The organism is Lyngbya sp. CCY1209 (assembly GCF_035615495.1).
Lineage (GTDB): Bacteria > Cyanobacteriota > Cyanobacteriia > Cyanobacteriales > Microcoleaceae > Limnospira.
Window position 1 is genome coordinate 1 of the sequence record NZ_JAJENU010000582.1, and the last position, 21,903, is coordinate 21,903.

The 21,903-nt window shown below is 55.4% G+C and carries 20 protein-coding genes; 10 read left to right on the forward strand and 10 right to left on the reverse strand.

What is annotated here, in order from left to right:
* The first annotated feature begins 97 nt into the window (after positions 1-97).
* Positions 98-2,305: a nitrate reductase gene (locus LKE08_RS20975; RefSeq protein WP_324706205.1), complete on the forward strand. Its 2,208-nt coding sequence runs from the start codon at positions 98-100 to the stop codon at positions 2,303-2,305.
* A gap of 523 nt (positions 2,306-2,828) precedes the next feature.
* On the opposite strand, the gene LKE08_RS20980 is transcribed toward LKE08_RS20975, so the two are convergent.
* Complete coding sequence (locus LKE08_RS20980) at positions 2,829-4,235, reverse strand: Rieske 2Fe-2S domain-containing protein (protein WP_324706206.1); 1,407 nt, start codon at positions 4,233-4,235, stop codon at positions 2,829-2,831.
* An 81-nt stretch (positions 4,236-4,316) separates the two neighbouring features.
* On the opposite strand from LKE08_RS20980, the gene LKE08_RS20985 reads away from it, so the two are divergent.
* Positions 4,317-4,784 carry a hypothetical protein gene (locus tag LKE08_RS20985; RefSeq protein WP_324706207.1) on the forward strand — a complete coding sequence of 156 codons (468 nt, stop codon included), beginning with the start codon at positions 4,317-4,319 and terminating at the stop codon, positions 4,782-4,784.
* Positions 4,785-4,866: 82 nt separating this feature from the next.
* Positions 4,867-5,070 carry a hypothetical protein gene (locus tag LKE08_RS20990; protein ID WP_324706208.1) on the forward strand — a complete coding sequence of 68 codons (204 nt, stop codon included), beginning with the start codon at positions 4,867-4,869 and terminating at the stop codon, positions 5,068-5,070.
* Between the two features lie 577 nt (positions 5,071-5,647).
* On the opposite strand, the gene LKE08_RS20995 is transcribed toward LKE08_RS20990, so the two are convergent.
* The 3 genes from LKE08_RS20995 to LKE08_RS21005 form a co-directional block, all read right to left on the reverse strand.
* Positions 5,648-6,754, reverse strand: coding sequence for a polysaccharide deacetylase family protein (locus LKE08_RS20995; RefSeq protein ID WP_324706209.1), 1,107 nt, complete (start codon positions 6,752-6,754; stop codon positions 5,648-5,650).
* Between the two features lie 190 nt (positions 6,755-6,944).
* Positions 6,945-8,486 carry a bifunctional pantoate--beta-alanine ligase/(d)CMP kinase gene (locus LKE08_RS21000; protein ID WP_324706224.1) on the reverse strand — a complete coding sequence of 514 codons (1,542 nt, stop codon included), beginning with the start codon at positions 8,484-8,486 and terminating at the stop codon, positions 6,945-6,947.
* A 92-nt stretch (positions 8,487-8,578) separates the two neighbouring features.
* The gene (locus LKE08_RS21005; RefSeq protein ID WP_324706210.1) at positions 8,579-9,640 is read right to left on the reverse strand and encodes a septal ring lytic transglycosylase RlpA family protein; all 1,062 of its coding nucleotides are present in this window, start codon (positions 9,638-9,640) and stop codon (positions 8,579-8,581) included.
* Positions 9,641-10,124: 484 nt separating this feature from the next.
* Here LKE08_RS21005 and purM point away from each other — a divergent pair, with 484 nt between their 5' ends.
* Positions 10,125-11,162 carry a phosphoribosylformylglycinamidine cyclo-ligase gene (gene purM / locus LKE08_RS21010; protein WP_324706211.1) on the forward strand — a complete coding sequence of 346 codons (1,038 nt, stop codon included), beginning with the start codon at positions 10,125-10,127 and terminating at the stop codon, positions 11,160-11,162.
* Between the two features lie 166 nt (positions 11,163-11,328).
* Positions 11,329-12,162 carry a 1,4-dihydroxy-2-naphthoyl-CoA synthase gene (gene menB, locus LKE08_RS21015; protein WP_324706212.1) on the forward strand — a complete coding sequence of 278 codons (834 nt, stop codon included), beginning with the start codon at positions 11,329-11,331 and terminating at the stop codon, positions 12,160-12,162.
* Between the two features lie 76 nt (positions 12,163-12,238).
* On the opposite strand, the gene LKE08_RS21020 is transcribed toward menB, so the two are convergent.
* Together LKE08_RS21020 and LKE08_RS21025 are read right to left on the reverse strand one after the other, a co-directional pair.
* Complete coding sequence (locus LKE08_RS21020; protein ID WP_324706213.1) at positions 12,239-12,541, reverse strand: hypothetical protein; 303 nt, start codon at positions 12,539-12,541, stop codon at positions 12,239-12,241.
* 440 nt (positions 12,542-12,981) lie between these two features.
* Entirely contained in the window at positions 12,982-13,527 is a 546-nt protein-coding gene (locus LKE08_RS21025; protein ID WP_324706214.1) for a DUF721 domain-containing protein, read from the reverse strand.
* A gap of 30 nt (positions 13,528-13,557) precedes the next feature.
* On the opposite strand from LKE08_RS21025, the gene LKE08_RS21030 reads away from it, so the two are divergent.
* On the forward strand, positions 13,558-14,727 hold the full coding sequence (locus tag LKE08_RS21030; protein ID WP_324706215.1) for a hypothetical protein: 1,170 nt from the start codon (positions 13,558-13,560) through the stop codon (positions 14,725-14,727).
* Entirely contained in the window at positions 14,724-15,389 is a 666-nt protein-coding gene (locus LKE08_RS21035) for a PspA/IM30 family protein (RefSeq protein WP_324706216.1), read from the forward strand. The genes LKE08_RS21030 and LKE08_RS21035 overlap by 4 nt, the downstream gene beginning before the upstream one ends.
* A gap of 29 nt (positions 15,390-15,418) precedes the next feature.
* On the opposite strand, the gene LKE08_RS21040 is transcribed toward LKE08_RS21035, so the two are convergent.
* The 4 genes from LKE08_RS21040 to LKE08_RS21055 all read right to left on the reverse strand — a co-directional run bounded on the left by LKE08_RS21040 (position 15,419) and on the right by LKE08_RS21055 (position 18,851).
* A complete protein-coding gene (locus tag LKE08_RS21040) occupies positions 15,419-16,594 on the reverse strand; it encodes a bifunctional oligoribonuclease/PAP phosphatase NrnA (RefSeq protein ID WP_324706217.1) in 1,176 nt (391 codons plus the stop codon).
* A gap of 96 nt (positions 16,595-16,690) precedes the next feature.
* A complete protein-coding gene (locus LKE08_RS21045) occupies positions 16,691-17,008 on the reverse strand; it encodes a DUF760 domain-containing protein (protein ID WP_324706218.1) in 318 nt (105 codons plus the stop codon).
* 94 nt (positions 17,009-17,102) lie between these two features.
* Positions 17,103-17,558 carry a DUF2358 domain-containing protein gene (locus tag LKE08_RS21050; protein WP_324706219.1) on the reverse strand — a complete coding sequence of 152 codons (456 nt, stop codon included), beginning with the start codon at positions 17,556-17,558 and terminating at the stop codon, positions 17,103-17,105.
* A gap of 75 nt (positions 17,559-17,633) precedes the next feature.
* Entirely contained in the window at positions 17,634-18,851 is a 1,218-nt protein-coding gene (locus tag LKE08_RS21055) for a CapA family protein (RefSeq protein WP_324706220.1), read from the reverse strand.
* Between the two features lie 232 nt (positions 18,852-19,083).
* On the opposite strand from LKE08_RS21055, the gene LKE08_RS21060 reads away from it, so the two are divergent.
* The 3 genes from LKE08_RS21060 (at position 19,084) to LKE08_RS21070 (ending at position 21,369) form a co-directional block, all read left to right on the forward strand.
* Complete coding sequence (locus tag LKE08_RS21060; RefSeq protein ID WP_324706221.1) at positions 19,084-19,737, forward strand: lysozyme inhibitor LprI family protein; 654 nt, start codon at positions 19,084-19,086, stop codon at positions 19,735-19,737.
* Positions 19,738-19,828: 91 nt separating this feature from the next.
* Positions 19,829-20,470 (forward strand): hypothetical protein, encoded by a 642-nt coding sequence (locus LKE08_RS21065; RefSeq protein WP_324706222.1) that lies wholly within the window; start codon positions 19,829-19,831, stop codon positions 20,468-20,470.
* A gap of 11 nt (positions 20,471-20,481) precedes the next feature.
* Positions 20,482-21,369, forward strand: coding sequence for a pentapeptide repeat-containing protein (locus LKE08_RS21070; protein ID WP_324706223.1), 888 nt, complete (start codon positions 20,482-20,484; stop codon positions 21,367-21,369).
* The last annotated feature ends 534 nt before the right edge of the window (positions 21,370-21,903 follow it).

The window sequence follows — 21,903 nt, forward strand, 5'->3', positions numbered from 1 at the left end:
TTGATGGTTGATTTTATCCGCAGATTTCGCAGATTTTCGCAGATGGTTTTTGGTCGATTGATGTTCGTTTTTGTCCGTAGATTTTTGCGATTGTTTGATGAGTGAATTGACGAAAACTTTGTGTCCGTATTGCGGTGTCGGCTGTGGGTTGGAAGTGTTGCCACCCGCCCAACCTGGGAAGGCGACTCACCGCGATCGCGAGGGGAATCCGATTTGGCAGGTGAGGGGCGATCGCGCCCACCCGTCGAGTTTGGGGAAGGTTTGTGTGAAGGGGGCGACGGTTGCGGAGGCGATCGACAAAAGTCGCCTCATGTATCCGATGATTCGGGATACTCTCGATGAACCGTTCCGCCGCGTTTCCTGGGAGGAGGCTTATGATCGCATTGTTAACCGCATCCGAACGGTTCGCGAGACGATGGGTTCTGACGGAATTTGTATGTACGGTTCCGGACAGTTTCAAACGGAGGATTATTACGTTGCTCAAAAGTTGTTGAAAGGGGGTTTGGGAACGAATAATTTCGATGCCAATTCCCGCCTTTGTATGTCTTCGGCTGTCTCTGGTTACATCCAAAGTTTTGGGTCGGATGGGCCGCCCTGTTGCTATGACGATTTGGAACAGACGGACTGTGCGTTTTTGATCGGGACGAATACCGCCGAATGTCACCCGATCGCTTTCAATCGTTTGCGGGTTTATCACAAGAAAAATCGCAATGTCAAAATGATCGTTGTGGATCCTCGCCGGACGCAAACCGCTGAGGCGGCGGATTTGCACCTGGCAATTCGTCCGGGAACGGATATCGAACTTCTCAACGGAATCGCCAGTTTGTTGATGCGGTGGGGCGCGATCGATCCTTTATTTATTGATGAATGTACGCGGGGATTTTCCGACTATACGGAGGTGATCCGATCCTATCCGCCGGAGTTGGTGGCGAGAACCTGTGGCATCCGCCTTGACGACTTGGAAAAGGCGGCGAAGTGGTGGGCTGAGTCGAAGCGGGTTCTGTCCCTGTGGTCGATGGGGTTGAATCAGTCTTCCGAGGGGACGGCAAAAGTCAGAACCTTAATTAACCTCCATCTGATGACTGGAAATATCGGCAAACCGGGGGCTGGACCCTTTTCTCTCACCGGCCAACCTAACGCGATGGGGGGCCGGGAAGCGGGGGGACTCGCCCACATCCTCCCTGGTTATCGGGTGGTGAAAAATCCCCAACATCGGGCGGAAATCGAGGTATTTTGGGGATTGGAACCGGGCCGGATTTCTTCTCAAGTCGGTTTGAATGCCTGGGAGATGATTACCGGTTTGGAACGCGGCGAGGTGGGGTTGCTGTGGGTGGCGGCGACGAATCCGGCGGTGAGTATGCCGGATCTGGAACGGACGAAGGCTGCTTTGATGCGATCGCCTTTCACTGTCTATCAAGATGCCTACTATCCCACGGAAACGGCGGAATATGCCCATATTTTATTACCTGCGGCTCAGTGGGGCGAAAAAACTGGGACGATGACCAATTCGGAACGGGTGGTGACGCTGTGTCCGGCGTTCCGCAACCCGCCGGGGGAGGCGAAGGCGGACTGGGAGATTTTTGCGGAAGTCGGGCGGCGGCTGGGATTTGAAAAACAGTTCGATTTCGCCGATTCTGCTGAAGTTTACCGGGAATTCGGGCGGTTAACTCGCGATCGCCCCTGCGATTTGTCGGGGTTGAGTCACGATCGCCTCAAAACCCAGGGGCCGATCCAATGGCCCTGTCCCGAGTCGGAAATTGAGGTGAACCGCACCCCTAAACGGTTATATACCGATTTTCGGTTCAATACCCCCGACGGTCGCGCCCGGTTCGCCGCCTGCCACGCCCGGGGACTGGCCGAACCCCCCGATCCCGACTATCCCTTGGTTTTGACTACGGGGAGACTCTACGGCCACTGGCACACCCAAACCCGCACGGGCCATATCGAGAAGATCCGCAAAATGCACCCGGAACCGTTTATCGAAATTCATCCCAAGGATGCGAAAAAGTTGGGGATTGAGGAGGGGAATTGGGTGGAAGTGCGATCGCGCCGTGGTGCGGCTTTCTTTCCGGCAAAAATTACGAAGGCGATCGCGCCGGGGACGGTCTTCGTTCCCATGCACTGGGGGGCGCTGTGGGCCGATCGCGCGGAAGCTAACGCCCTCACCCACCCCGAATCTTGCCCGGATTCCAAACAGCCGGAGTTGAAAGCCTGCGCGGTTCAATTGTCGCCGGTTCGGGCGGAATTGCCGCCGAATTTGGATGGGAAAACTGAAGGGAAAGAAACCCCCGGCATCCCGGTTTAAACCGGGGGTGGGGAGGGGCGCAACGCGGAAGCGCCCGTGCAGGATTTGAGAGTTGAAAAATTAAGGGTCAATTGTCAATTTTTCCCCACTCCCCCCACCCGATCTTTAGTTTTTCTGTCCGGCTAAAATTTTTGAAAAAATTGAGCTCGAAATGGCCGAAAAGGGGTTGACAGGGGGCGGCGATTTCCGGTAAACTATTGACATTAACCTCCATAATGGGAGTGGTTGCCAAAATAATATTTCTGTCACCACTCCCATTATCTAAAATAATACCGGAAGTCAACCCCAAAAGCAACCCCCCTCCGAAAAAAAGTCGAAATTTTTAACATTTCTTAATTTTTTTTTGAAAATAAAAATCAATAGGGTCAAATAACAGTACCCAAGGGCATTGGGAAACGGCTGGGAAACCGGAAACGTCTGCGGAGACTTCCGCCTGGAGTTGATGAGTCAATGAAGCAGAAATCAAGAATCCGCGAGGTCTTGAGAATCCCCCGTTAGAGTGTTAGCTGAACGGGGGAGTATGTCAATTCTTCTCGGAGTGCACGTAATCGACAAAATAGAACCTCGGTTCCAACCAAAACTTGAGCCCAGTCCAGGCGCCGAGTCCCAAAAGTGCGATCGCCACCAACGGCAAACCCAAGCGCGATCGCACCCCGTCCGGCATCACCGCCGCGGTTGAGATAGCCAGGGTGAAATAGACCAACAAAACCACCTGCAAGCGTTTGATTTGTTTGAGGGCATTCCGGCAACTGCTGCAATGTTGGGTGTGTTGGGAATAGCGATCGAGAACTTGGCGGCGATCGCCATTGGTGGGCAAAACGGGAGGGGGAAAAATTCCCACGTCTTCCCAGGGCAATTTACCCTGAGAGTAGAGATCGAACCAGCGGCGGAACTCGATCGCCAGGCGATCGGCGGAAGTGGGCATTTTGTAGATATTTTTCCAACTGTCCGACTGTCGCTTCTGTTGCAAGTAGCGTTCCTGCTGGTGAAGCAAAATCATGTCCCCTTCCAGAACCAAATTTCGGAGTGCGATGTGATCCCACCATCGGGGGGTTAGGCGATGGAAAGTTTTGGCAAAATTCCGGGGGAAAAATGCCACGATCCGAGATTTTCCCGGGGAAATGGGGAGGCAGTACGTCAGAATTCCCCAACGCTTATCGCCGGCAGAAAAGCAATATTCCAAGCGACAGGGCGGCTCAAAAACGATTTTCGTGTTCAAACCGCGATCGATTGTCGCTTCGATGCGTTTGGGAGTAGATTCCACCACTTTTACAGGCAGGGGAGAACCCATTTTGCGATCGCCCTGGAGGCCGTGGTGGGCGAAGGGAACGTGGCTGGGGTCGGCGACATTTTCGATCAGGGTTTGCCAGTCGTAGTCGAGATCCCGAACCATGCTTTTCCAAACCGAATCTGTGTCGGTATCGAGATCGATGGCGTCCGAAAGGGGGAGGGGAGTCCGTTCCGCGAGTTCTGGGGAGGTGCGATCGGCCCAAATCCACAGCATTTCCTGGGCTTCCCGGGTGGGAAAGGCACTGACGCAGAAATTTTGGCGATTTTTGTCCACCAATTCCGGGTTTTCGGCCTGGGGGATGCGGGTGCAGGTGCCCTCGGCATCGAATTCCCAACCGTGATAGCTGCACATCAGGTTGCCGCTGGTTTCGTCGATGCGTCCTTCGCTCAGGGGGGCGAGGCGGTGGGGACATTGGTCGAGAAATGCCCGATATTGGGGGGAAGCGGGGGGTTTCCAAAGGACGATATTCATTCCCAACAGGGTGACGGGTGTCGGTTTGCCCGGATCGAGATCTTCGAGGGGGGAAACCGGATACCAATTTTGGAAGAAGTCGAATCGATCCGTCATCATCGGAGTCCTATTTTTACGCCGGCGGGCGATCGCGCCGGATGTCTCGCGATCTTTATTTTGTTGTATCACAAGAATCGAAAAAATGTTCGCATTAGATGCGGCGATCGCTACAATAGATGACAGTTATCAATTTTGTGAGGAGATGAAATTTTGATGCGTCCCTTAATCGGAACTTTGGCGTTTGTGTTGACGGCCGTGACTCCCGTCGCCGCCCAAACTTGTACTCCCCTCGCCGTCGTGGCGGGAGAAGGAACCTCCGTCACCAAACGGGTATCTCCGCCCAACGCCGGCACCATTCCCAAAGTTCCCGTCGGTTTCCGGGGAAATTGGGACACGGATTTTGCCGTCCCGGGGGGGATGAGATTTAATCAATACGTCGCCACCATTCAATCGGAATCCACTGAAGATGCCAATTTCAAGGTGAAAATGTTTTTGAAATATTCGGACGGTACGGCCGATCGCATCTTTGACGATAACGTATCGCTCACGCCGGGAGAATCCCGAGAAATTACCGGCCTTCCAAGGGAGAATGATGGACCTTTTCAAATCAATTTGAATGTCGGCGGGTTGGACGCGCTCGGCCAGAGTTATACCATCTCGGTTTTGGGATGCGAATAGGTGCGGCACCGCCAGCCGGAAATGGAGAATCGGTCACTTTTCACTTTTCACTTTTCATTGCTTTCAATTGGGAGGGTTAGAAATGGGCGATCGCCGTTCGGAAAATAACCGCGATTTGTTGGAAACGTGGCGATCTAAAATCAAAGTCGCCGATCGCAATAATATTTTCTGTCACTGTCGCGACTGCGAGGCGGAGTGGGTGACTTCGGCTTGGGATGCGCCCTGCTCAAGCTGCGGCAGCCACAACGTCGAACGGATTTCCTGTTGGCAATTTCCCGACGATTGATATGATAGCAATTCTTTAATCGTTTGAAAAAGCTATAGCCCCCCAACCCCCCAATTCTGGGGGGCTGTTAGCCACAAATTTTTTACGAATGATTTCACACTGCTATAGCGCTGGGGTGTAGGGTGTAGCCCTTCGACTCCCTTCGACTCCCTTCGACTGCGCTCAGGGCAACGGGTGTAGGGAAGGGAAATCCCCTTTTCATCAGGATTCCGAGGTTTTTCCCCCTTTCCAAAACTGTAAACAGACGAGCGATCACTGCTATATATCCAAACCGCTTGGGAATCAATTCCCAAGCTAACAGCGAAAATCATCTAAAGATGATTGGGAAGATTGTACGATTATATAGCAACGAGCGATGATCGCGTGGTAACAGTTGAAATGGGGTTTTAACAAGGGGCGAGCTCCCCTTGTTTCAGTTCTCGATGCCCTAATACCGACTGCCGAAGACCGCGCGCAGCGCTATAAAACCGGCGCGATTCCCGACCAATAGGGCGGGGGAAAGGGGAAGGGCAAAGGTCAATTCAAGAAGTGAGAATTTCTCACTTTTCGCTCCTCACTTCTCTTGCTTCCCCACTCCCTATTCCGAGGGTTGTGCGACCCCTCCAGACTCGCTACTTCCCGACATTTCCAGGGCTTCTTTTTCCTGTTCGGCAATTTCTTGGTGGGTCATGTGATCGTCGGCCATTTGCAGCAATTTGGGGAGGGTGACGAACTCGTAGCCCTGCTGTTTGAGTTCTTTGATAATTCCCGGCAATGCTTTCACCGTCGGGACGCGATTTCCGCCGCCGTCGTGCATGAGGACGATGCCGCCGGATTTGGCGGTGCTGATGACATTTTTGGCGATCGCATCGGCCGAAGATCTCCAATCCTGGGAGTCCACGGACCACATAATATTGGCGTAATTCTGGCTGTAAACGTAGTCTACCAAACCGTTATCCATCACCCCTCCCGGAGGCCGGAAATAAAAGGTTTGGGTTCCCGTGAGTTCCTCCATCAAATCGGCGGTGCGATCGATCTCCCGGGCCGCTTCTGCTTGACTGACTTTATGATAGCGGTGGTTCCAGGTGTGGTTGGCCAGGGCATGACCTTCGTCGGCGACCCGCTTGGCGATGTCCCGGTGGTTGGTGAGGGCTGCCCCGACCCAGAAAAATGTCGCTTTGATGTTATTTTCTTTGAGGATATCTAAAATTTGTTCCGTCGTCTTCGGCCAAGGACCGTCATCAAATGTGAGGGCGATAATTTTTCGATCCGGCGGCAAACTCACTTCTTTAATTGTTTTGCCCCGGAAGCGTTCGGGCACCGCAAAGTTGAAGCGTCGGTCTTCTAAATTTTGGAAGGAAACTCGGACGCCTTCGGTCCGTTGGGCGATCGCACTTTTGATGGGGGGAATGCCGAGACTGTTTGCGGGTGGGGACGACTCGGTTGGGACGGGGGTGGCGGGGGTCCCTTCTTCCGGGGCGGCGTCGGATGGAGCGTCCGGTTGGGCTGTCTGTGAGGGACTCGGGGCGACTGGGGCGGGGATTTCCCGAACCGGTTGGCTGAGGGGGGGAGCTTCGGCTCGACGTTGAGTTCTCAGATTCCAAGGCAACATCACGCCGAGGGTAAAGCTGCTGAAAGCGGCTAACAGGGCAAAAGTCGAGACTCGCTGTTGCCAAGCTAATCCCTGATTGTACGGTTGTACCACGTCATTTCTCCTTCACACCAATATCAATCCGCAAGCGAAACTGGGAGCGAACGTCCGTCCGCTCTCGATCCCAACTCTCAAACAGTCTAACCCGAATTGAAGGGACTGAGGCAGTGGATTGCCGAGTTTGCAAAATATTATAGGAGCATAATAAAACAAATCGGTTTGGGTTGGAACGTGAATCAAAAATTTAAAGTTGGAGTGCCCCGAGTTCCCGATTTTTGGCGTACAACTCAACAATTGTGCGCGTCACTTCATCGATACTCAAATCGTCGGTTTCGACCTCGATCGCATCGACGGCTTTCCGCAGGGGGGCGATGGAGCGGGTGCTGTCGATCTCGTCGCGACGGGCGATTTCCTGCTCGATCTGTTCCAAATCGATATCCGAATGGCCCTTTTGTTGCAGTTCCAAATGGCGCCGTTGCGATCGCGCTTTGACGGAGGCGGTGAGAAATATCTTCAGTTCCGCGTCGGGAAAAACGTGGGTACCGATGTCCCGCCCTTCGGCCACCAATCCCCCCCGGCGACCGAAGGCCTGTTGTTGTTTGACCAGGGCTTTGCGGACGGCCGAGAGTGAGGCGATCGCGGAGACATTGTTACTCACCTCCTGGGTGCGGATCGCCGAGCTGACGTCCTCCCCGTCCACCAAAACCCGCAGTTGTCCGCCGTCGGGGATCAGTTCCAAATGGGAGCGACTGACCAATTCCGCGATCGCGGGTTCGTCGTCGAGGGGGATCTCGGACTGCAGCACTTTCCAGGTCACGGCCCGGTACATGGCGCCGGTATCCAGATACATTAAATTGAGGGCCTCAGCGATGCGCCGCGTCACCGTGGATTTTCCCGCCCCCGCCGGCCCGTCGATCGCCAAAATGGGTTTGCGAGTCCGCAGCAGGGTATTGTCGATCAGGCGGGTATTTCCCACCCGGGCTGCGATCGCCAACAGCCCCGTTTCCGTTACGATTTCCAGGGGTTCCAAGGTGTCGGGATCGACGAGTTCCAGGTATTCCACCTGCACCGCCGGCTCGGTTGCCAAGATCTCCTTCGCGGCTTCCAATATTTCGTCGAGTGATCGCGCCCCCACCCGAAAGCGATCGGCCGCCGCCTGCAAGGAACGGTGCAAAACCGTGGCTTGTTGTTTTTCCTCCGGCGTCAAATACTGATTTCGGGAACTGTAGGCCAACCCCGAATCTTCCCGGACGATGGGACAGCCGACGATCGCGATCGGCCAGTTGAGATCCGCGGCTATCCGCCGAATCACCGCCAGTTGTTGGGCATCTTTCTGTCCGAAATAGGCGCGATCGGGCCGCACCAAATTGAAGAGTTTGGCCACCACCGTCGTCACCCCTTGAAAGTGTCCGGGACGGGACGCGCCGCAGAGTCCCGAGGTCAGTTCCGGCGGCGCGATGACGGCGGTTTGGGAACTGTTGCGATCGGGGGAACCGTACATTTCCTCGACGGAAGGGGCGAAAACCGCATCCACCCCATTTTCCCGACACAGTTGCGCGTCCGCTTCCAACGTCCGGGGATATTTGCTGAAATCTTCCCGGGGTCCGAATTGCAGGGGATTGACAAAAATGCTCACCACCACCACTTCGCACCCGTTCCGGGCCCGGCGGATCAGGCTCAAATGGCCCGGATGCAAGCCTCCCATCGTGGGAACCAACCCCACTTGCCGATCTCGGCATGAATCCAGATAACAGCGCAGTGCTGCGACGGTCGTAAACAGGCGCATGGCAGTCGTGGCAGGCAATTAAGTTCCCACCAATTTTATCGGACAGGAATGAATTCGGGCGCAGGAATAACTAATAATTATTAATTATTCCCCTACCGTGCGGGAGCCAAAATTTCGACTTGGACGGGGGCGACGCCGCTGCTGATCATGCCCAAAACCTCCGCGGCGCCGGCCGACAGGTCGATAATCCGACCGCCGATAAACGGGCCCCGGTCGTTGATCCGCACCACCACCGAGCGGCCGTTGTCCATGTTGGTGACGCGGACTTCGGTGCCGAAGGGAAGGTGGCGGTGGGCGGCGGTCATCGCGTATTGGTTGTAGCGTTCGCCGTTGGCGGTGAGGTTGCCGTGGAAGCCGGGACCGTACCAGGACGCCCAACCCTGGACGCGATCGGAGATGGCGCGGGTCGCGGTTTGGAGAATTTCCGGCTGGGGTTTCCCTTCGATGGCGTTGAGGGGTTTGGCGTTGCCGATCTGCCGACGCAGTCGGTTGGTGGCCTGCAGGGCATCTTCGGCCGGGTTGCGGGTGGTGTCGGGGAGAATGGTATCGGAATCGATCGCCACCAATTTTTCTTCACCCACTTCGATGACGTAGGCTTCTCGCTCGGCATCCCAACGGACTCGAATCGTGTCGGCATCGACGTTGTTGCGGCTGAGTTGATTGATTTGGGCGGCGACGGCGCTGGCCCGGACGACGGGATCGGATGGGTCGGGTTCGGGGGTCGGGGTGGCTACTTTTAAGGCTGAATTCTCATTCACGGAAACCGTGTTGTAGCGTCGCTCGGGCGTCGCGGACGCCAGGTCTTTTTGTAGAAACGTCAGAACCGGAATGTCGCGGACGTAGAGGGTTGCGGCTTGTTTTTGGTCGAGTTGGTGGGCGGTAATTTTGGCGATCGCATCGATGGCATCTTGGGAATTCGCCGACTGATGCTCTCCCACTTTCACCACGTCGCTGCCTTCCGATGCTCCGGCGATCTCAGCGTCGGCCGTCTCGCCGTTTTCCGACCGTGCGATCGACTCTTCATCCGCATTGACAGCCGTGTTTAGCGGTTCTCCGAGGTCCGCCATCCTTTGTTCTGCATGACCCGATGAGTTGAGGCTCAAAGCGGAGAGCACGAGGATGGTTGACAGACCACTCCAAAGTTTGTACTTCATAAGTCCATTACTAAACGCAACTTCTGAAAATTGGAATTGAGCCACAGATTGCCGGAGAGACGTTTCGACCCTCTCAGTAATTCGTACTCGTTCCGTGTTCACATTTGTTGAAGGAACTGCAACAGAGTAGCACGAACTTTTGGTTTGGGGATCGGCTCCTGGGGTCGGGTGGCGCGACAATTTCGCAAACTGGACAGTTCGGTGTGGGCCAAAATACCCATTTCTAAAGACTTGCGGTCATTCTCGTTCGGGCCAATTCGGGTGTTATCAAATTTTCTTATAGCACTACGAGAGTCGGTTCGGACAGAACCGAACTCCCAAAACCCTGATAGATGGGAATTTGACACGAGCCGATCGCCCAAAGCTGAGAGCTTACTGCTATATCGGTGAATCGGGGTGTGGGGCAATTGAGTGGGGGCAACCTTATAGGGTTGCCCGATTTCGACCGACAATATGATTGAATAAATTCGAGTTAGAGGAAGAGATGGATTATCGAGAAGCAGGCGTCGATGTGGTGGCGGGCCGGGATTTTGTGAATCGAATCCGCGATCGCGTCCAGGGGACCTACCGCCCGGAAGTGCTGGGCGGTTTGGGGGGTTTCGGGGGATGCTTTGAACTGCCGTCCGGCTACCGAAAACCCGTCCTCGTCTCGGGGACGGACGGCGTGGGGACGAAGTTGAAACTCGCCAATCTTCTCAACCGCCACGATACCGTGGGAATCGATTTGGTGGCGATGTGCGTCAACGACGTGCTCACCTGCGGGGCCGAACCGCTGTTCTTTTTGGATTATCTGGCGACGGGAAAACTCTCGCCGGAACAGTTAACCGAAGTGGTGACGGGAATTGCCGAAGGCTGCGAAGAGGCTGGATGTGCGCTTTTGGGGGGAGAAACGGCGGAAATGCCGGGATTTTATCCGCCGGGGGAATACGATGTCGCGGGATTTTGCGTGGGGATTGTGGAGAAAGATCGGCTGCTGGACGGAACCCAAATTGAGGAAGGAAATGTGGCGATCGCCCTGGCCAGCAGCGGTTTGCACAGCAACGGATTCAGCTTGGTCAGAAAAATTATCGCCGATCGCCAGATGAATTGGAGCGATCGCCCCGAAGAATTGGGGGGACAAACCCTGGGGGAAGTCTGTTTGACCCCAACCCGCCTCTACGTCAAACCGATTCTCAAGGCCCTCCGCGAGGGTCTGGACATCCGGGGCATGGCCCACATCACCGGCGGGGGACTGCCGGAAAACCTGCCCCGCTGTCTCCCGGAAACGGCGTCGGTCCGGATCATTCCCGACAGTTGGCCCGTCCCGCCGATTTTCACCTACCTGGCCCGCCGGGGAGACGTGAACGCGACCGCCATGCTGGAGACGTTCAACCTGGGGGTCGGATTCGTGCTGTTCGTCCCGCCGAGTCAGGCTGAAGGTGCGATCGCTCGATTCGCCAATGACAATATCCCCGCCTACCGCATCGGCGAGGTCATCCCCGGAAACCGAGAACTGACGGGTTTTGAGAACTGGCAAATCTGATGAGAGGCTTGGGAACACAAGGGCACAGGGGAACAGGAGGCGGAGGAAGTCTCTATCCCCCCATTCCCCATTCCCCATTCCCCATTCCCCATTCCCTACTCCCCATTCCCCAATTGAGATACAATACTCACTTGCCCAGATCACCGATCGCTCGATCCGAGAACTAATGTCCATCGAATGGCACACGGCCAAAACCTACGAAGATATTCTTTACCAGAAGGCGGACGGAATCGCGAAAATTACGATCAACCGGCCCCACAAGCGGAACGCCTTCCGTCCGAAGACGGTGTTTGAACTTTACGATGCGTTTGCGGATGTGCGGGAGGATCGGGCGATCGGCGTTGTCCTGTTCACCGGTGCCGGACCCCACACCGACGGCAAATATGCCTTTTGTTCCGGCGGCGATCAGAGCGTGCGGGGGGAGGCGGGTTATATTGACGATGCGGGGGTTCCCCGGCTGAACGTGCTGGACTTGCAGCGGTTGATCCGGTCGATGCCGAAAGTGGTGATCGCTTTGGTGGCGGGGTACGCGATCGGCGGGGGCCACGTCCTGCACCTGATTTGCGATTTGACGTTGGCGGCGGACAACGCGATTTTCGGCCAGACCGGCCCGAAGGTGGGGAGTTTCGACGGTGGCTTCGGCGCCAGTTACATGGCCCGGGTGGTCGGCCAGAAAAAGGCGCGGGAGATCTGGTATCTCTGCCGGCAATATAGTGCCAAAGAGGCTTTGGAGATGGGTTTGGTCAACTGCGTCGTCCCGGTGGAACAACTGGAAGCGGAGGGGGTTGAGTGGGCCCGGGAAATTTTGGAAAAAAGTCCGATCGCCATTCGCTGTTTGAAAGCGGCGTTCAATGCCGACTGCGACGGCCAGGCGGGTTTGCAGGAACTCGCCGGCAACGCGACTTTACTCTATTACATGACTCAGGAAGGATCGGAGGGAAAGCAGGCGTTTCTCGAAAAGCGGAAGCCCGATTTCCGACAGTATCCCTGGCTTCCGTGATGGATGAGGGAGTCGGGAGTCGGTATTAGGGAGTCGGGGAGATCCAGGAGTCCCGATCGCTCTTGTGCCCGAAGATTCAGACGGCGACGCGATCGGAGGATGGGGTGGCCGGGGCTATCATTTCCGGGTGAGTCGGGGTTAAGCTGGGGAGAGAGTCGCCGAGCATGACTTCCCGCACGGTAGGCGTGGCTTGTTTCAACTGCATGAGCGTCTCGACCCGCTCCCAAGAGGGGGCGAAGGCGGGGATCGCCAGGGGGCAAGCCTTCCAACTGCCTTTGACCGGAACGTGGAGTTGGTCACAGATGCCGCCCCGCCGTCCTTCGGGAGTGTAATGCTGACAGCAGCGGCAGGCGGAGGTTAAAATAGGAGTTGTTTTCATGGCGTTCTCCCTGGCTGGACGGCGGAGGTTATATCTATAATTGTGCGCTATCGTGCGATCCCCGTCTAGAATGCGTAAACGCTGATGGGATCTGAGGTGGAATCGATTTTGAAGGTCGCCGGGAATTTAGAATTCTTTTAGAATTTCTTTATATATAGACACAAAATCACCCAATTTTATAAATAAATGTAAAGTATCGGGGATCAAGCACGAAGGGAGAACAACTGGTTGGGGATCAAGCCAAATTCATTCGCGACGGATTTAAAAACATTCATCACTTCCGCCACAATTGCATCCCGAAAAGTTAGTAACTCGGGTGGCGCAAGGATTGCGGAGGGGGTGAGGGGTGGGGGACAGAATTGACAATTGACAATGGACAATTGACGATTATCGATTTTTCCCGACTCCCTAATACCGACTCCCGACTCCCTAATACCGTCTCACCGCTCCCGAGCCATACAAATTCGGCAAATTGACCAGCGTTCGAGTTCGCCGGGAGGGGTGGGGCAGTGGCAGCGGGGACACGAAGGCCAGTTTCGCGATCGCGCCCTGACTTTTTCGGCCCAGAGTTCAAAGGCTGCGATCGCCGTTTCCGGGCGGGGGGAACCGCTCAAATCCGGCGGGGGGCCGTCGGGGACGGCGCTGGGATGGGGGACATCCGCACCTGCGGCGGTGGCGGTGGGTGGAGATTGACCGGGCCACCGGGCTGTGGAAAACTTGATATCATGCAGGGGATCGGGGAGGCACCGATTCAAGTTCCGCATGATCGCCGTGCGCCGGAAGGTGAGATCCTGAGTCCATGCGGCGCTGGAAGTGGCGACGTACAATATATTCCGGTGAATCGAAACCGGGCGGGTGTGGGCGATCGCCGATTTTCCCACCACTTCCGGCCAGCGGGTCAAAACCGCCTGCAACTGTCGCTGTTCCGGGGTGCGGATCCGGTTGGCGAACGCACCGAGAATCCGATCGATCGATTCAAACGTCATTTAACATCCACCTGATTTTGTTGATCTGCCATGAGTCAATTGTCCAGCAATAACTCGACCTCTCCCCCACCCGAATTGAAACCGGCCCTGCAATCTATTTTGGGCAGTCTCGACGTGAAACTGGAACAGGAGCTGACCCGATACCGGCGATACCGGCGCGGGTCCCAAAAACCCGGGGAGCGATCGCCGATCTCCGGCTCCGGGACTTCCAAACCGACACCCGAGGCGATCGGGATGTCACCGGGAACCGACCCCCCCAAACCCGAGGCCCCCCGGCCCCCCGGCTGGGAATCGGTGGTGCTGCCGGAAGCGGCCCCCATCGTCCCCCGCGCCCAAAACGGGGCGACCTCCAACGGCAACGGTTCCCACGATACCGCCACGGTGGCGGAACCGGCGCCCGACGGCTACCTCGAATCCACCGAACAACTGATCGACAGCATCGAAAGACGCCGGGAGTACCGGCGACAACGGCGCGATCGCACTTTGGCCGGCCGACTGTTGACGCCGGTGGGCCTGCTGTCGATGCTGCTGCTGTTCCTCTCCTGCGCGGTCCTCGGCTACGTCGTCACCTCCCCGGCCGGAATGAGAGTTTTGGGGTTGGACCGCATCTTCAAACGGGAGACCCCCGAAGCCGAACCCGTCGAGGCGGCGGACGTGGAACCCACCTCCCCCAACCTCGCCACCCAAGAATTTGTCGAGTTGGACCTCAACACCCTCAGCAACATCGACCCCGATCCTGACCCGCCGGCCGCTCCCCCGACGCCCGCCCCCACCCCGGCCGACGCCGGCACGGCGCCCCCGGCCCAAACGACGCCGAGCCCCATTCCCACCGGGCCTGGACTCAACAACCTGTCCGAGGAATTATTGCCGGAACCGGCGCCCCCGGCTCCGGCTCCGGCTCCGGCTCCGGCCCCCGCGACTCCCACTCCCACCCCCACCCCGGGCGGGGGGAGCGCGGCCCGACCCAGTGGCGAACCGGTTCGGGCGGAAGATGGATTTTACTACGTGGTCGCCGACTACCAGGACGAGCGGGGCCTGGAAGCGGCCCGGGAGGTGGTTCCCGACGCCTACGTCCGGGAATTTGAAACGGGGGTGAAAATTCAATTCGGGGCCCTCGGCGACGCGGCGTCGGCCGAACGTCTGGCCGAGGAACTGCGGGTCCAGGGCATTTCCGTCCAGTACGACAGGCCGAAGGAATGATGGGACTCCCGAATCGGATTTGGCAGATCGTCCGCACCAACGTCAACCGCCTGCTGGAGCGGCGGGAAACGCCGGAACAGTTGTTGGAGCGGGCGGTGCGGGAGATGCGGTCGGACCTGATCCACCTGCGGCAAGCCGTGGCTGGGGCGATCGCGACCCAAAAACAAATCGAGCGGGAGCGCACCGAGGCGGAACAGACGGCCCGGGAGTGGTACGGGCGGGCGCAGTTGGCCTTGCAGAAGGGCCGGGAATCCCTGGCCCGGGATGCCCTGCTGCGGCGGAAGTCCTATCTGGACACGGCGGCGATGATGGCGCGCCAGTTCGAGCAACAGGGGCAAATTGTGGCGCATCTGAGGGCTAAAATGCGTCTGCTCGAAGCGAAAACGGGGGATGCCGAGATGAAAGCGGATCTCTACATCGCCCGATCGCGATCGGCTCGGTCTTCGGAACGCCTGAATCGGGTGTTGGAAAATCTCACCTCCGGGGAGGCTCTGGATGCGATCGAGGATCGGGTGGCGGAATTGGAGGCGCGATCGCAAGCCCTGACGGGTCTGACCGAGGAGGATTGGCACACAAACGCCGCAGAAACCCGGGCGGAAATCGATGCCGAAATCGAGGCGATGAAAGCCCAACTGCGATCCAATTCAGACAACAATTATTAATTGTTAATTATTAATTATTAATTGTTATTTCATGAGTCTGGGTTGACCAGACGCAGCAATTTTTGTTTGACTTGGGTATCGAAGACCTTCCATTTCAGATCGGCGTATTCTTTGTTTTCGTTGAAGCCGGAAAGAAAACCCAGCGGAATTTCAAACCCCCCCGCCTGACTGCGGCCGCCACCGAAAAATTTTCCGGTGACGTCGGTGCCGAAGGCCTCTTTGATAAACTCGTCCGGGTCGAGGGTGATCTTGTTGGTCCGCAGCGATCCGATCGCCAATTCCACCTCGTTGAAATCGTCGTGGACGATGCCGTAGACAACGGCGGTGTGCACGTTCTCTTCGGTGAGCAAAAAGTCGGCGGCCTGGGGGATGGCATCGCGATCGGAGGCCCGCAGATAGCCGACGCCGGAAATGGAAACGTTGTCCTGGATGCGGCGGTTGGACAGAGCCCGCTCGATCACGTCCATCACCCGCTTCGACCGGGACGATCGCAACACCGAATCCAACAACGCCGCATCGTAAAAACTGCTCAGGTAGGCGGCGGCCATGAATTCTTCTTTGGTGGCCTGCCGCAGTTGGTTGGTGTCCGATCGCAACCCGTGCATCAGGGCGGTGGCACATTTAACGTGGATGCTGTCATTGCTGTCGAGTTTCAAAAACTCTCCGGTTTGTAAATACTGCGTCATCAGCGTCGCCGTCGCCTTCAGTCCGGGGCGGATGTCTACAAACTCCGGTTTGACATCTTTTTGTAAACTGTGGTGGTCGATGAGGACGACGACGGGAATTCCCGCTTTTTGCAATAGGGGGGTGAGTTGGCTGGTCGTACCCTGGTGGTCGATAAAAACGCAGCCGGAGTAAACGGATAAATCCTTCGTTTTTGCCGTCTCCATCGGCCAGCGTTGCACGGGTAAACTCGTCAATTTGACCAGGGCGATATTTTCTTGGTGGCTGAGGGTTCCCGCGTAGACGATATCGCACTCGATCTGATATTGGGCGGCGATTAGTTTGTAGGCCCAGGCGGAGGAGAGGGCATCCGGGTCGGGAAAATCTTGGATGACGACCAGTTGTCGCTCCCCGGCTCGGCGTTCAAAAACTTGTTGGAGTGCCTGCTGTTTCTGGAGGGGCAAATTGAATTCGACGGGAGCTACCGGAACCGACTCCCCGGACGAATTGTTGTTCTTTTCTGTCAGATCGGGTTGGCTCACGTTCTAGTCAATAGTAAACAACTCCTCCCATGCTAGTCGCAGGAAAGGAGATTTTGAATCAATCGCCGGTCCGGTTGAGGGCTGTTCCGCCTCTTCCTAGAGATTGGCAACCGATTTCTCAAACTCCATGCGCTGTTTGGCTTTGTATAGAAAATAACCGTTCATCATTGCCGAGGCCAGCAGCCGGGAGAGATTCTCGCGATTGGTGGTAATCGTAACATCAAACTGTTCGGAGGGCAAGCCGCCGAGCATTTGCAGGAGATTGTGCTCCATCAATTGGGCGACGTCCGCGTCGGGGTGGGACAGTTGGGCGACGGTTTCGGGGGGCATGGAGCGGACGTATTGCCACAGTTTATTGGGGCCGGAAGTGTGGCTCTCAAACAGTTCGGGAGTTCGTTCGGTAGGGTTCGTCATATTTCGGATTCCTTCCTGATTTCGTCTTGTCTTAAATATAGCGATCCGATCGCATTCCCTTCGAGTGATTAAAACCGAACCTCCGGGGCGGATATCAGGACCCTTTTTGGAAAAATTGTTTCAAAATTTCTCCGGGCGATCGATCCCAGCTGTCTTCGTGGTCGTAGATGAGCCCGTCTGCGTCGAGTTTGTAGGTGGAAGCACCGTCGAAGTAAATGCGGGGTTTCCAGGGGAGGCGGAGGGTTCCCCGCACGGTCCAATAGGCCATAATTACATCGGTGGCGACGTGCCGGATGCGGTGCAGGTCGAAATGGAGGTCGGTGAAAAATAAGCGACCGTGAAATCTGAGCGTCCAGTAAATAATCCGGTAATTGAATTTACCCTTAAATTGGTTCACCGGATCGGCGAATACAATGTCAGAAGTATAGATATCGTAGCTGATATCTTTCTCGAACAGGGTGGGGAGGTCTTGTTTTAAAGTGGCGATCGCCGTCCGGACGCGATCCATGTATTCTGGGGAGGTATATTTGGGGGAAGTTGCGATCGGCATGGTTTTGAAGATTAGAGTTTCGGGAAAATTAACCACTCCAGGCACAGAGGACACGGAGAAGTATCCGATATTTTATTATCGCACTTGCGCCGTGTTTTGAGCCGGTGTCAATGATTCGAGATGGCGGTTCATCCGTTCCAAATCTCGGGCGAGTCGGGAATAGTCGCCGGATTTTAACAGGGGATCGTTTTTCGCGGATAACACGGCTTCCAACGGCAAAATGCGGAAATTCTGTTTTCCGTTCAACCCGTAGCGGTGTACCCAGGTGGGCAGGGCTTCGACGGCGGCAATTTCTATCGTTTCTTCGGGAAAATTTTTGGCGATTTTTACTTTAAAAATAACGCCCAAATCCTTGTAATTTCCCCGCTGGTTGGAGATGAAATTGCCCATCGAGTAAATCGCCACCGCTTGGCGGGGTTGTCCGCCTTCCCCCGTCAAATCGAATATTTCGTAGGGTTGGACGACGTGGGGATGGCTTCCCAGGACGATATCCGCCCCGGCTTTTACCAGTTGTCCGACCAGTTGTTTTTGCTGGGTGTTGGGCTGTCGCTGATACTCGGTTCCGAAGTGCAGGGCGACGGTAACGACATCGACGCCGAGTTGTCGCGCCTCGATGATATCTTTGACGATTTCCGCTTCGTCAATTAACGAAACCAAATAATCTTTTCCGGCGGGGATGGGGATGCCGTTGGTGCCGTAGGTGTAGGCGAGAAGTGCCATCGATATCTCGTTTTTTTCGATAACTTTTATTTTGTCCGCCTCCGACTGGGAAGCGGCTGTTCCCACGGGAACCAAATCCCGGCTTTTGACGTTTTCCAAGGTTTTTATAACACCCTTTTCGCCGCGATCGAGGGAGTGGTTGTTGGCGGTCGTCAAAATATTGAATCCGGCATTTTTAATCGCATCCGCCAGGGTATCGGGGGCGTTGAAGAGGGGGTAGCCGGTGTATCCGGTTTCCGGGCCGGCGAGGGTGGTTTCTAAATTGCCGATCGCCCAATCTCCGGTTTTGATGATATTCCTAACTTCGGTAAAAAATGCGTCGTAATTGTAGGTTTTTGTGCTATAATTATAACCGGATTTGATTTGCGACCCGTGCATCATGATATCGCCGACGGCGACCAACGTCGCCTCCCGGGTGTAGGGTTTGGGGGGTTTGGAGAGGGCGGCGAGTCGGTCGGGTTCCAGGGGCTCGACTTTGGCGAAGGGGGGGCGATCGCATCCCAGAATCAGCAGGAAAATGCCACTCCAAATCATGGCGAAGAATTTTGGCGGCAGGAGTTGAGTTCCGTTCATGTTTACCTCGACACCCGAAATGGCTCGATTGTCAGCAATTTGACAATTAGTTATAACATCGATCGCGTGACAGTTGCGGAAATGGTCCCCGACTCGGGCATCAACTCAGGGAACTCAAAAGGCGCGATCGCCATCTGAGTTTGAGACAATCCAAAAAATGGCACCTGCCATCCTCCCCCACCGAAACAGCAGCCGTAATCTGAAACCAACGTTCGCCAATTCAGTAGCACCCATGATTGATAAAATTTTCACCGCCATTCTCGCAGCTTTTCTGGTGTCCCCCGCCGCCACCGTTTCCCAACCCGCCGACAGCCAACTAGCACAGGGAATTCAGTGCGACGAAAACGGCACCACCGCCGAAATGAAAGCCTGCCTCGAACGGGATTATAAAATCGCCGATCGCAAACTCAACCAAGTCTACCGACAACTGATCGCCACCGTCGAAGGCGAAGAAAAACGGCGCCTGATCGAAGCTGAACGGGCCTGGATCAAATTCCGGGATGCCTCCTGCAAGTTTGAAGCCGCCGAAGCCCTGGGGGGCACCTTGGAAGGCCTTCTGTTCACCGGCTGTCTGACGGAAATGACCCGCGATCGCACCGCAGATCTGGAATTCTACCTCGCCCAAACTGAGGAAAAACCCCAGATGGGGCGGATTACAGAAATCGTCCAGGGGGACATCATGTGCTACGTCACCCTCCGGGACGAGGCGAACCGAGAACACAACCTCGGCGCCACCTTTGACATTTGTGCCCAAAGCGATCGCCTCCTGAACCGCACCGTTTCCCTCCAATACGGTGTCGAAACCGTCAACGACTGCCAGAGCAACGAACCCTGCGGAAAAACCCGCGAGGAGTTAATGATCACCGACGCCAAAATTGTCAATTAGCGAGAAATGCCCGCAGTTCCCGCCGATACGGTACAATAGTTGCGCTCAGAATCCCAAGTGTCAAGGGAAGAAATCGGAGAGAGGGTCAACCTTGGGTGTAGAACTGCGAAGTTACGTCTATCTCGACAACCTGCAACCCCAACACGCCGCCTACATCGGGACGGTGGCGTTGGGGTTTTTGCCATTACCGGGGGACGCTTCCCTGTGGATCGAAATTTCCCCCGGAATTGAAATTAATCGCATCACCGACGTCGCCCTCAAGTCCACGATCGTGCGTCCCGGCGTCCAGTTTGTGGAACGGCTGTACGGGTTACTCGAAATTCACTCCAGCCGCCAGGGGGATACCACGACGGCGGGTCGGGCTATTTTAGATTATTTGGGAGTCAAAGAAAGCGATCGCCTCAAACCTCGGGTGGTGTCGAGTCAAATTATCCGCAATATCGACCCCCACCAAGCTCAACTGATCAACCGCAACCGGCGGGGACAATTATTGTTGGCGAAACAGACTTTATATGTTTTGGAAGTGCAACCGGCAGCCTACGCGGCCCTGGCGGCGAACGAGGCGGAAAAAGCGGCGTTAATTAATATCCTGCAAGTGCAGGCAGTGGGCAGTTTCGGACGGTTGTATCTGGGGGGAGAAGAACAGGATATTTTGGCTGGTTCCGCCGCCGCTTTGGAGGCGATCGCAAACGTCTCCGGCCGCGATCCTCTGGCGGAACAGAAGAACGAATGAGGAGGTTGGATTTGACGAATATCGAACATCTGGCACTGTTGAAGCGGGGGGTGGAAAAGTGGCGGTCGTGGCGAGAAGAAAATCCCGCGATCGCACCTCAACTCGCCGAAGCTAACCTCAGAACCCTGGATTTGCCGGGGGCAAATTTGGAATTTGCCGACCTCCAAAATGCTAATTTATCCCAAACCATTTTAGTCAGTGCCCGCCTCCGTTGTGCTCATCTCGGCGGGGCGAATTTGCAGGGTTCCGAGTTGATGGAAGCCGATTTGCAAAATGCCGATCTCGGCGGGGCGGATCTGCGAGGGGCAAACCTTCGGGGTTCTAATTTGAAGACTGCCAATTTGCTGGGGGCGAATTTGTGTGATTGCAACTTGACGGAAGCGGATTTGGAACGTGGCAATTTGATCGGAACTCAGTTGAGGGATGCGATCGCGCGACGGGTGAATTTGAGCTTTGCGACGCTGCGGCGGGCGAATTTCAGCAGGGCGAATTTATCCGGGGCGAACCTCAACGACACTAACCTGAATTACGCTAATTTGAACGAGGCGATTTTGCTGGATGCGATCGCCTTCCGGGCCGATTTTAACTGTACTAATTTGATGGATTCCCACTTAAATGGTGCCTATTTGTTCGGGACGAAATTTATCGAGGCGAATCTGATGGGTGCGGATTTGCGATTTGTTAATTTGGGGCGATCGCGCTTTGAAAATACTGACGCCCGGGGGGCAAACTTGCGGGGTGCGAACCTGAATCGGGCGATTTTGCAGGGGGTTGATTTGCGGGGGGCGAACCTGCACGGCGCGAATCTGAGTCGGGCAATTTTAAATCGAGTTAATTGGGAAGGTGCCAACTTGCAGGGGACGATCATGCCGGATGGAACGGTTCCTTATTGTTGTTGAAAATAACTCAAAGGAATTCGCTCTGTATACTCGCCAACGCGATTGAATGCATATTTCAATACTTTTGTCAACCCCAGCAAATGTGCTCATCAAAATTCTCGTGAATGGGCGGAAAATCTGGCGGCGGCCGATCGCCCCTTCCTGGGAGAAACTGGAAACGGTACAATCGGGCTTTGAGGCAATTTCCGGGAAGCGATCGCCCCACACAACCCGCCATTACTGACACGAAGGGTAATATAACCTATAGACTACAGTCTATCATAACCCAAAATCGCTGTCAAGTGACGGAGTTTCGTCCAAGAATGAGAATCATTTTCACGTTTAATCCGGGCCTCAATCATCTGAAATTTCAATTAAAAAATATAAATCCAAAAGTTTAATTTATAATTTTGGGTGTATCTGTGATATCATGTCCGCTCAAACAGTTATGCTTCCTGGGTGCCATCTTCTGAAGCGACTTCAAACTTTTGCCGATTGCCTCTTGCCGATTGCCTTTTCTCGAACGATTGTGTAAGTATTCAAACGGACTTGATA

What these genes read in the sequence shown, in the direction of transcription:
- LKE08_RS20975 (WP_324706205.1), top strand. Translation starts at nt 98, where the DNA reads ATGAGTGAATTGACGAAAACTTTGTGTCCGTATTGCGGTGTCGGCTGT.
- LKE08_RS20990 (WP_324706208.1), top strand. Translation starts at nt 4,867, where the DNA reads ATGGGCGATCGCCGTTCGGAAAATAACCGCGATTTGTTGGAAACGTGG.
- LKE08_RS21000 (WP_324706224.1), bottom strand. Translation starts at nt 8,486, where the DNA reads ATGCGCCTGTTTACGACCGTCGCAGCACTGCGCTGTTATCTGGATTCA.
- LKE08_RS21005 (WP_324706210.1), bottom strand. Translation starts at nt 9,640, where the DNA reads ATGAAGTACAAACTTTGGAGTGGTCTGTCAACCATCCTCGTGCTCTCC.
- purM (WP_324706211.1), top strand. Translation starts at nt 10,125, where the DNA reads ATGGATTATCGAGAAGCAGGCGTCGATGTGGTGGCGGGCCGGGATTTT.
- menB (WP_324706212.1), top strand. Translation starts at nt 11,329, where the DNA reads ATGTCCATCGAATGGCACACGGCCAAAACCTACGAAGATATTCTTTAC.
- LKE08_RS21020 (WP_324706213.1), bottom strand. Translation starts at nt 12,541, where the DNA reads ATGAAAACAACTCCTATTTTAACCTCCGCCTGCCGCTGCTGTCAGCAT.
- LKE08_RS21025 (WP_324706214.1), bottom strand. Translation starts at nt 13,527, where the DNA reads ATGACGTTTGAATCGATCGATCGGATTCTCGGTGCGTTCGCCAACCGG.
- LKE08_RS21030 (WP_324706215.1), top strand. Translation starts at nt 13,558, where the DNA reads ATGAGTCAATTGTCCAGCAATAACTCGACCTCTCCCCCACCCGAATTG.
- LKE08_RS21035 (WP_324706216.1), top strand. Translation starts at nt 14,724, where the DNA reads ATGATGGGACTCCCGAATCGGATTTGGCAGATCGTCCGCACCAACGTC.
- LKE08_RS21045 (WP_324706218.1), bottom strand. Translation starts at nt 17,008, where the DNA reads ATGACGAACCCTACCGAACGAACTCCCGAACTGTTTGAGAGCCACACT.
- LKE08_RS21050 (WP_324706219.1), bottom strand. Translation starts at nt 17,558, where the DNA reads ATGCCGATCGCAACTTCCCCCAAATATACCTCCCCAGAATACATGGAT.
- LKE08_RS21055 (WP_324706220.1), bottom strand. Translation starts at nt 18,851, where the DNA reads ATGAACGGAACTCAACTCCTGCCGCCAAAATTCTTCGCCATGATTTGG.
- LKE08_RS21060 (WP_324706221.1), top strand. Translation starts at nt 19,084, where the DNA reads ATGATTGATAAAATTTTCACCGCCATTCTCGCAGCTTTTCTGGTGTCC.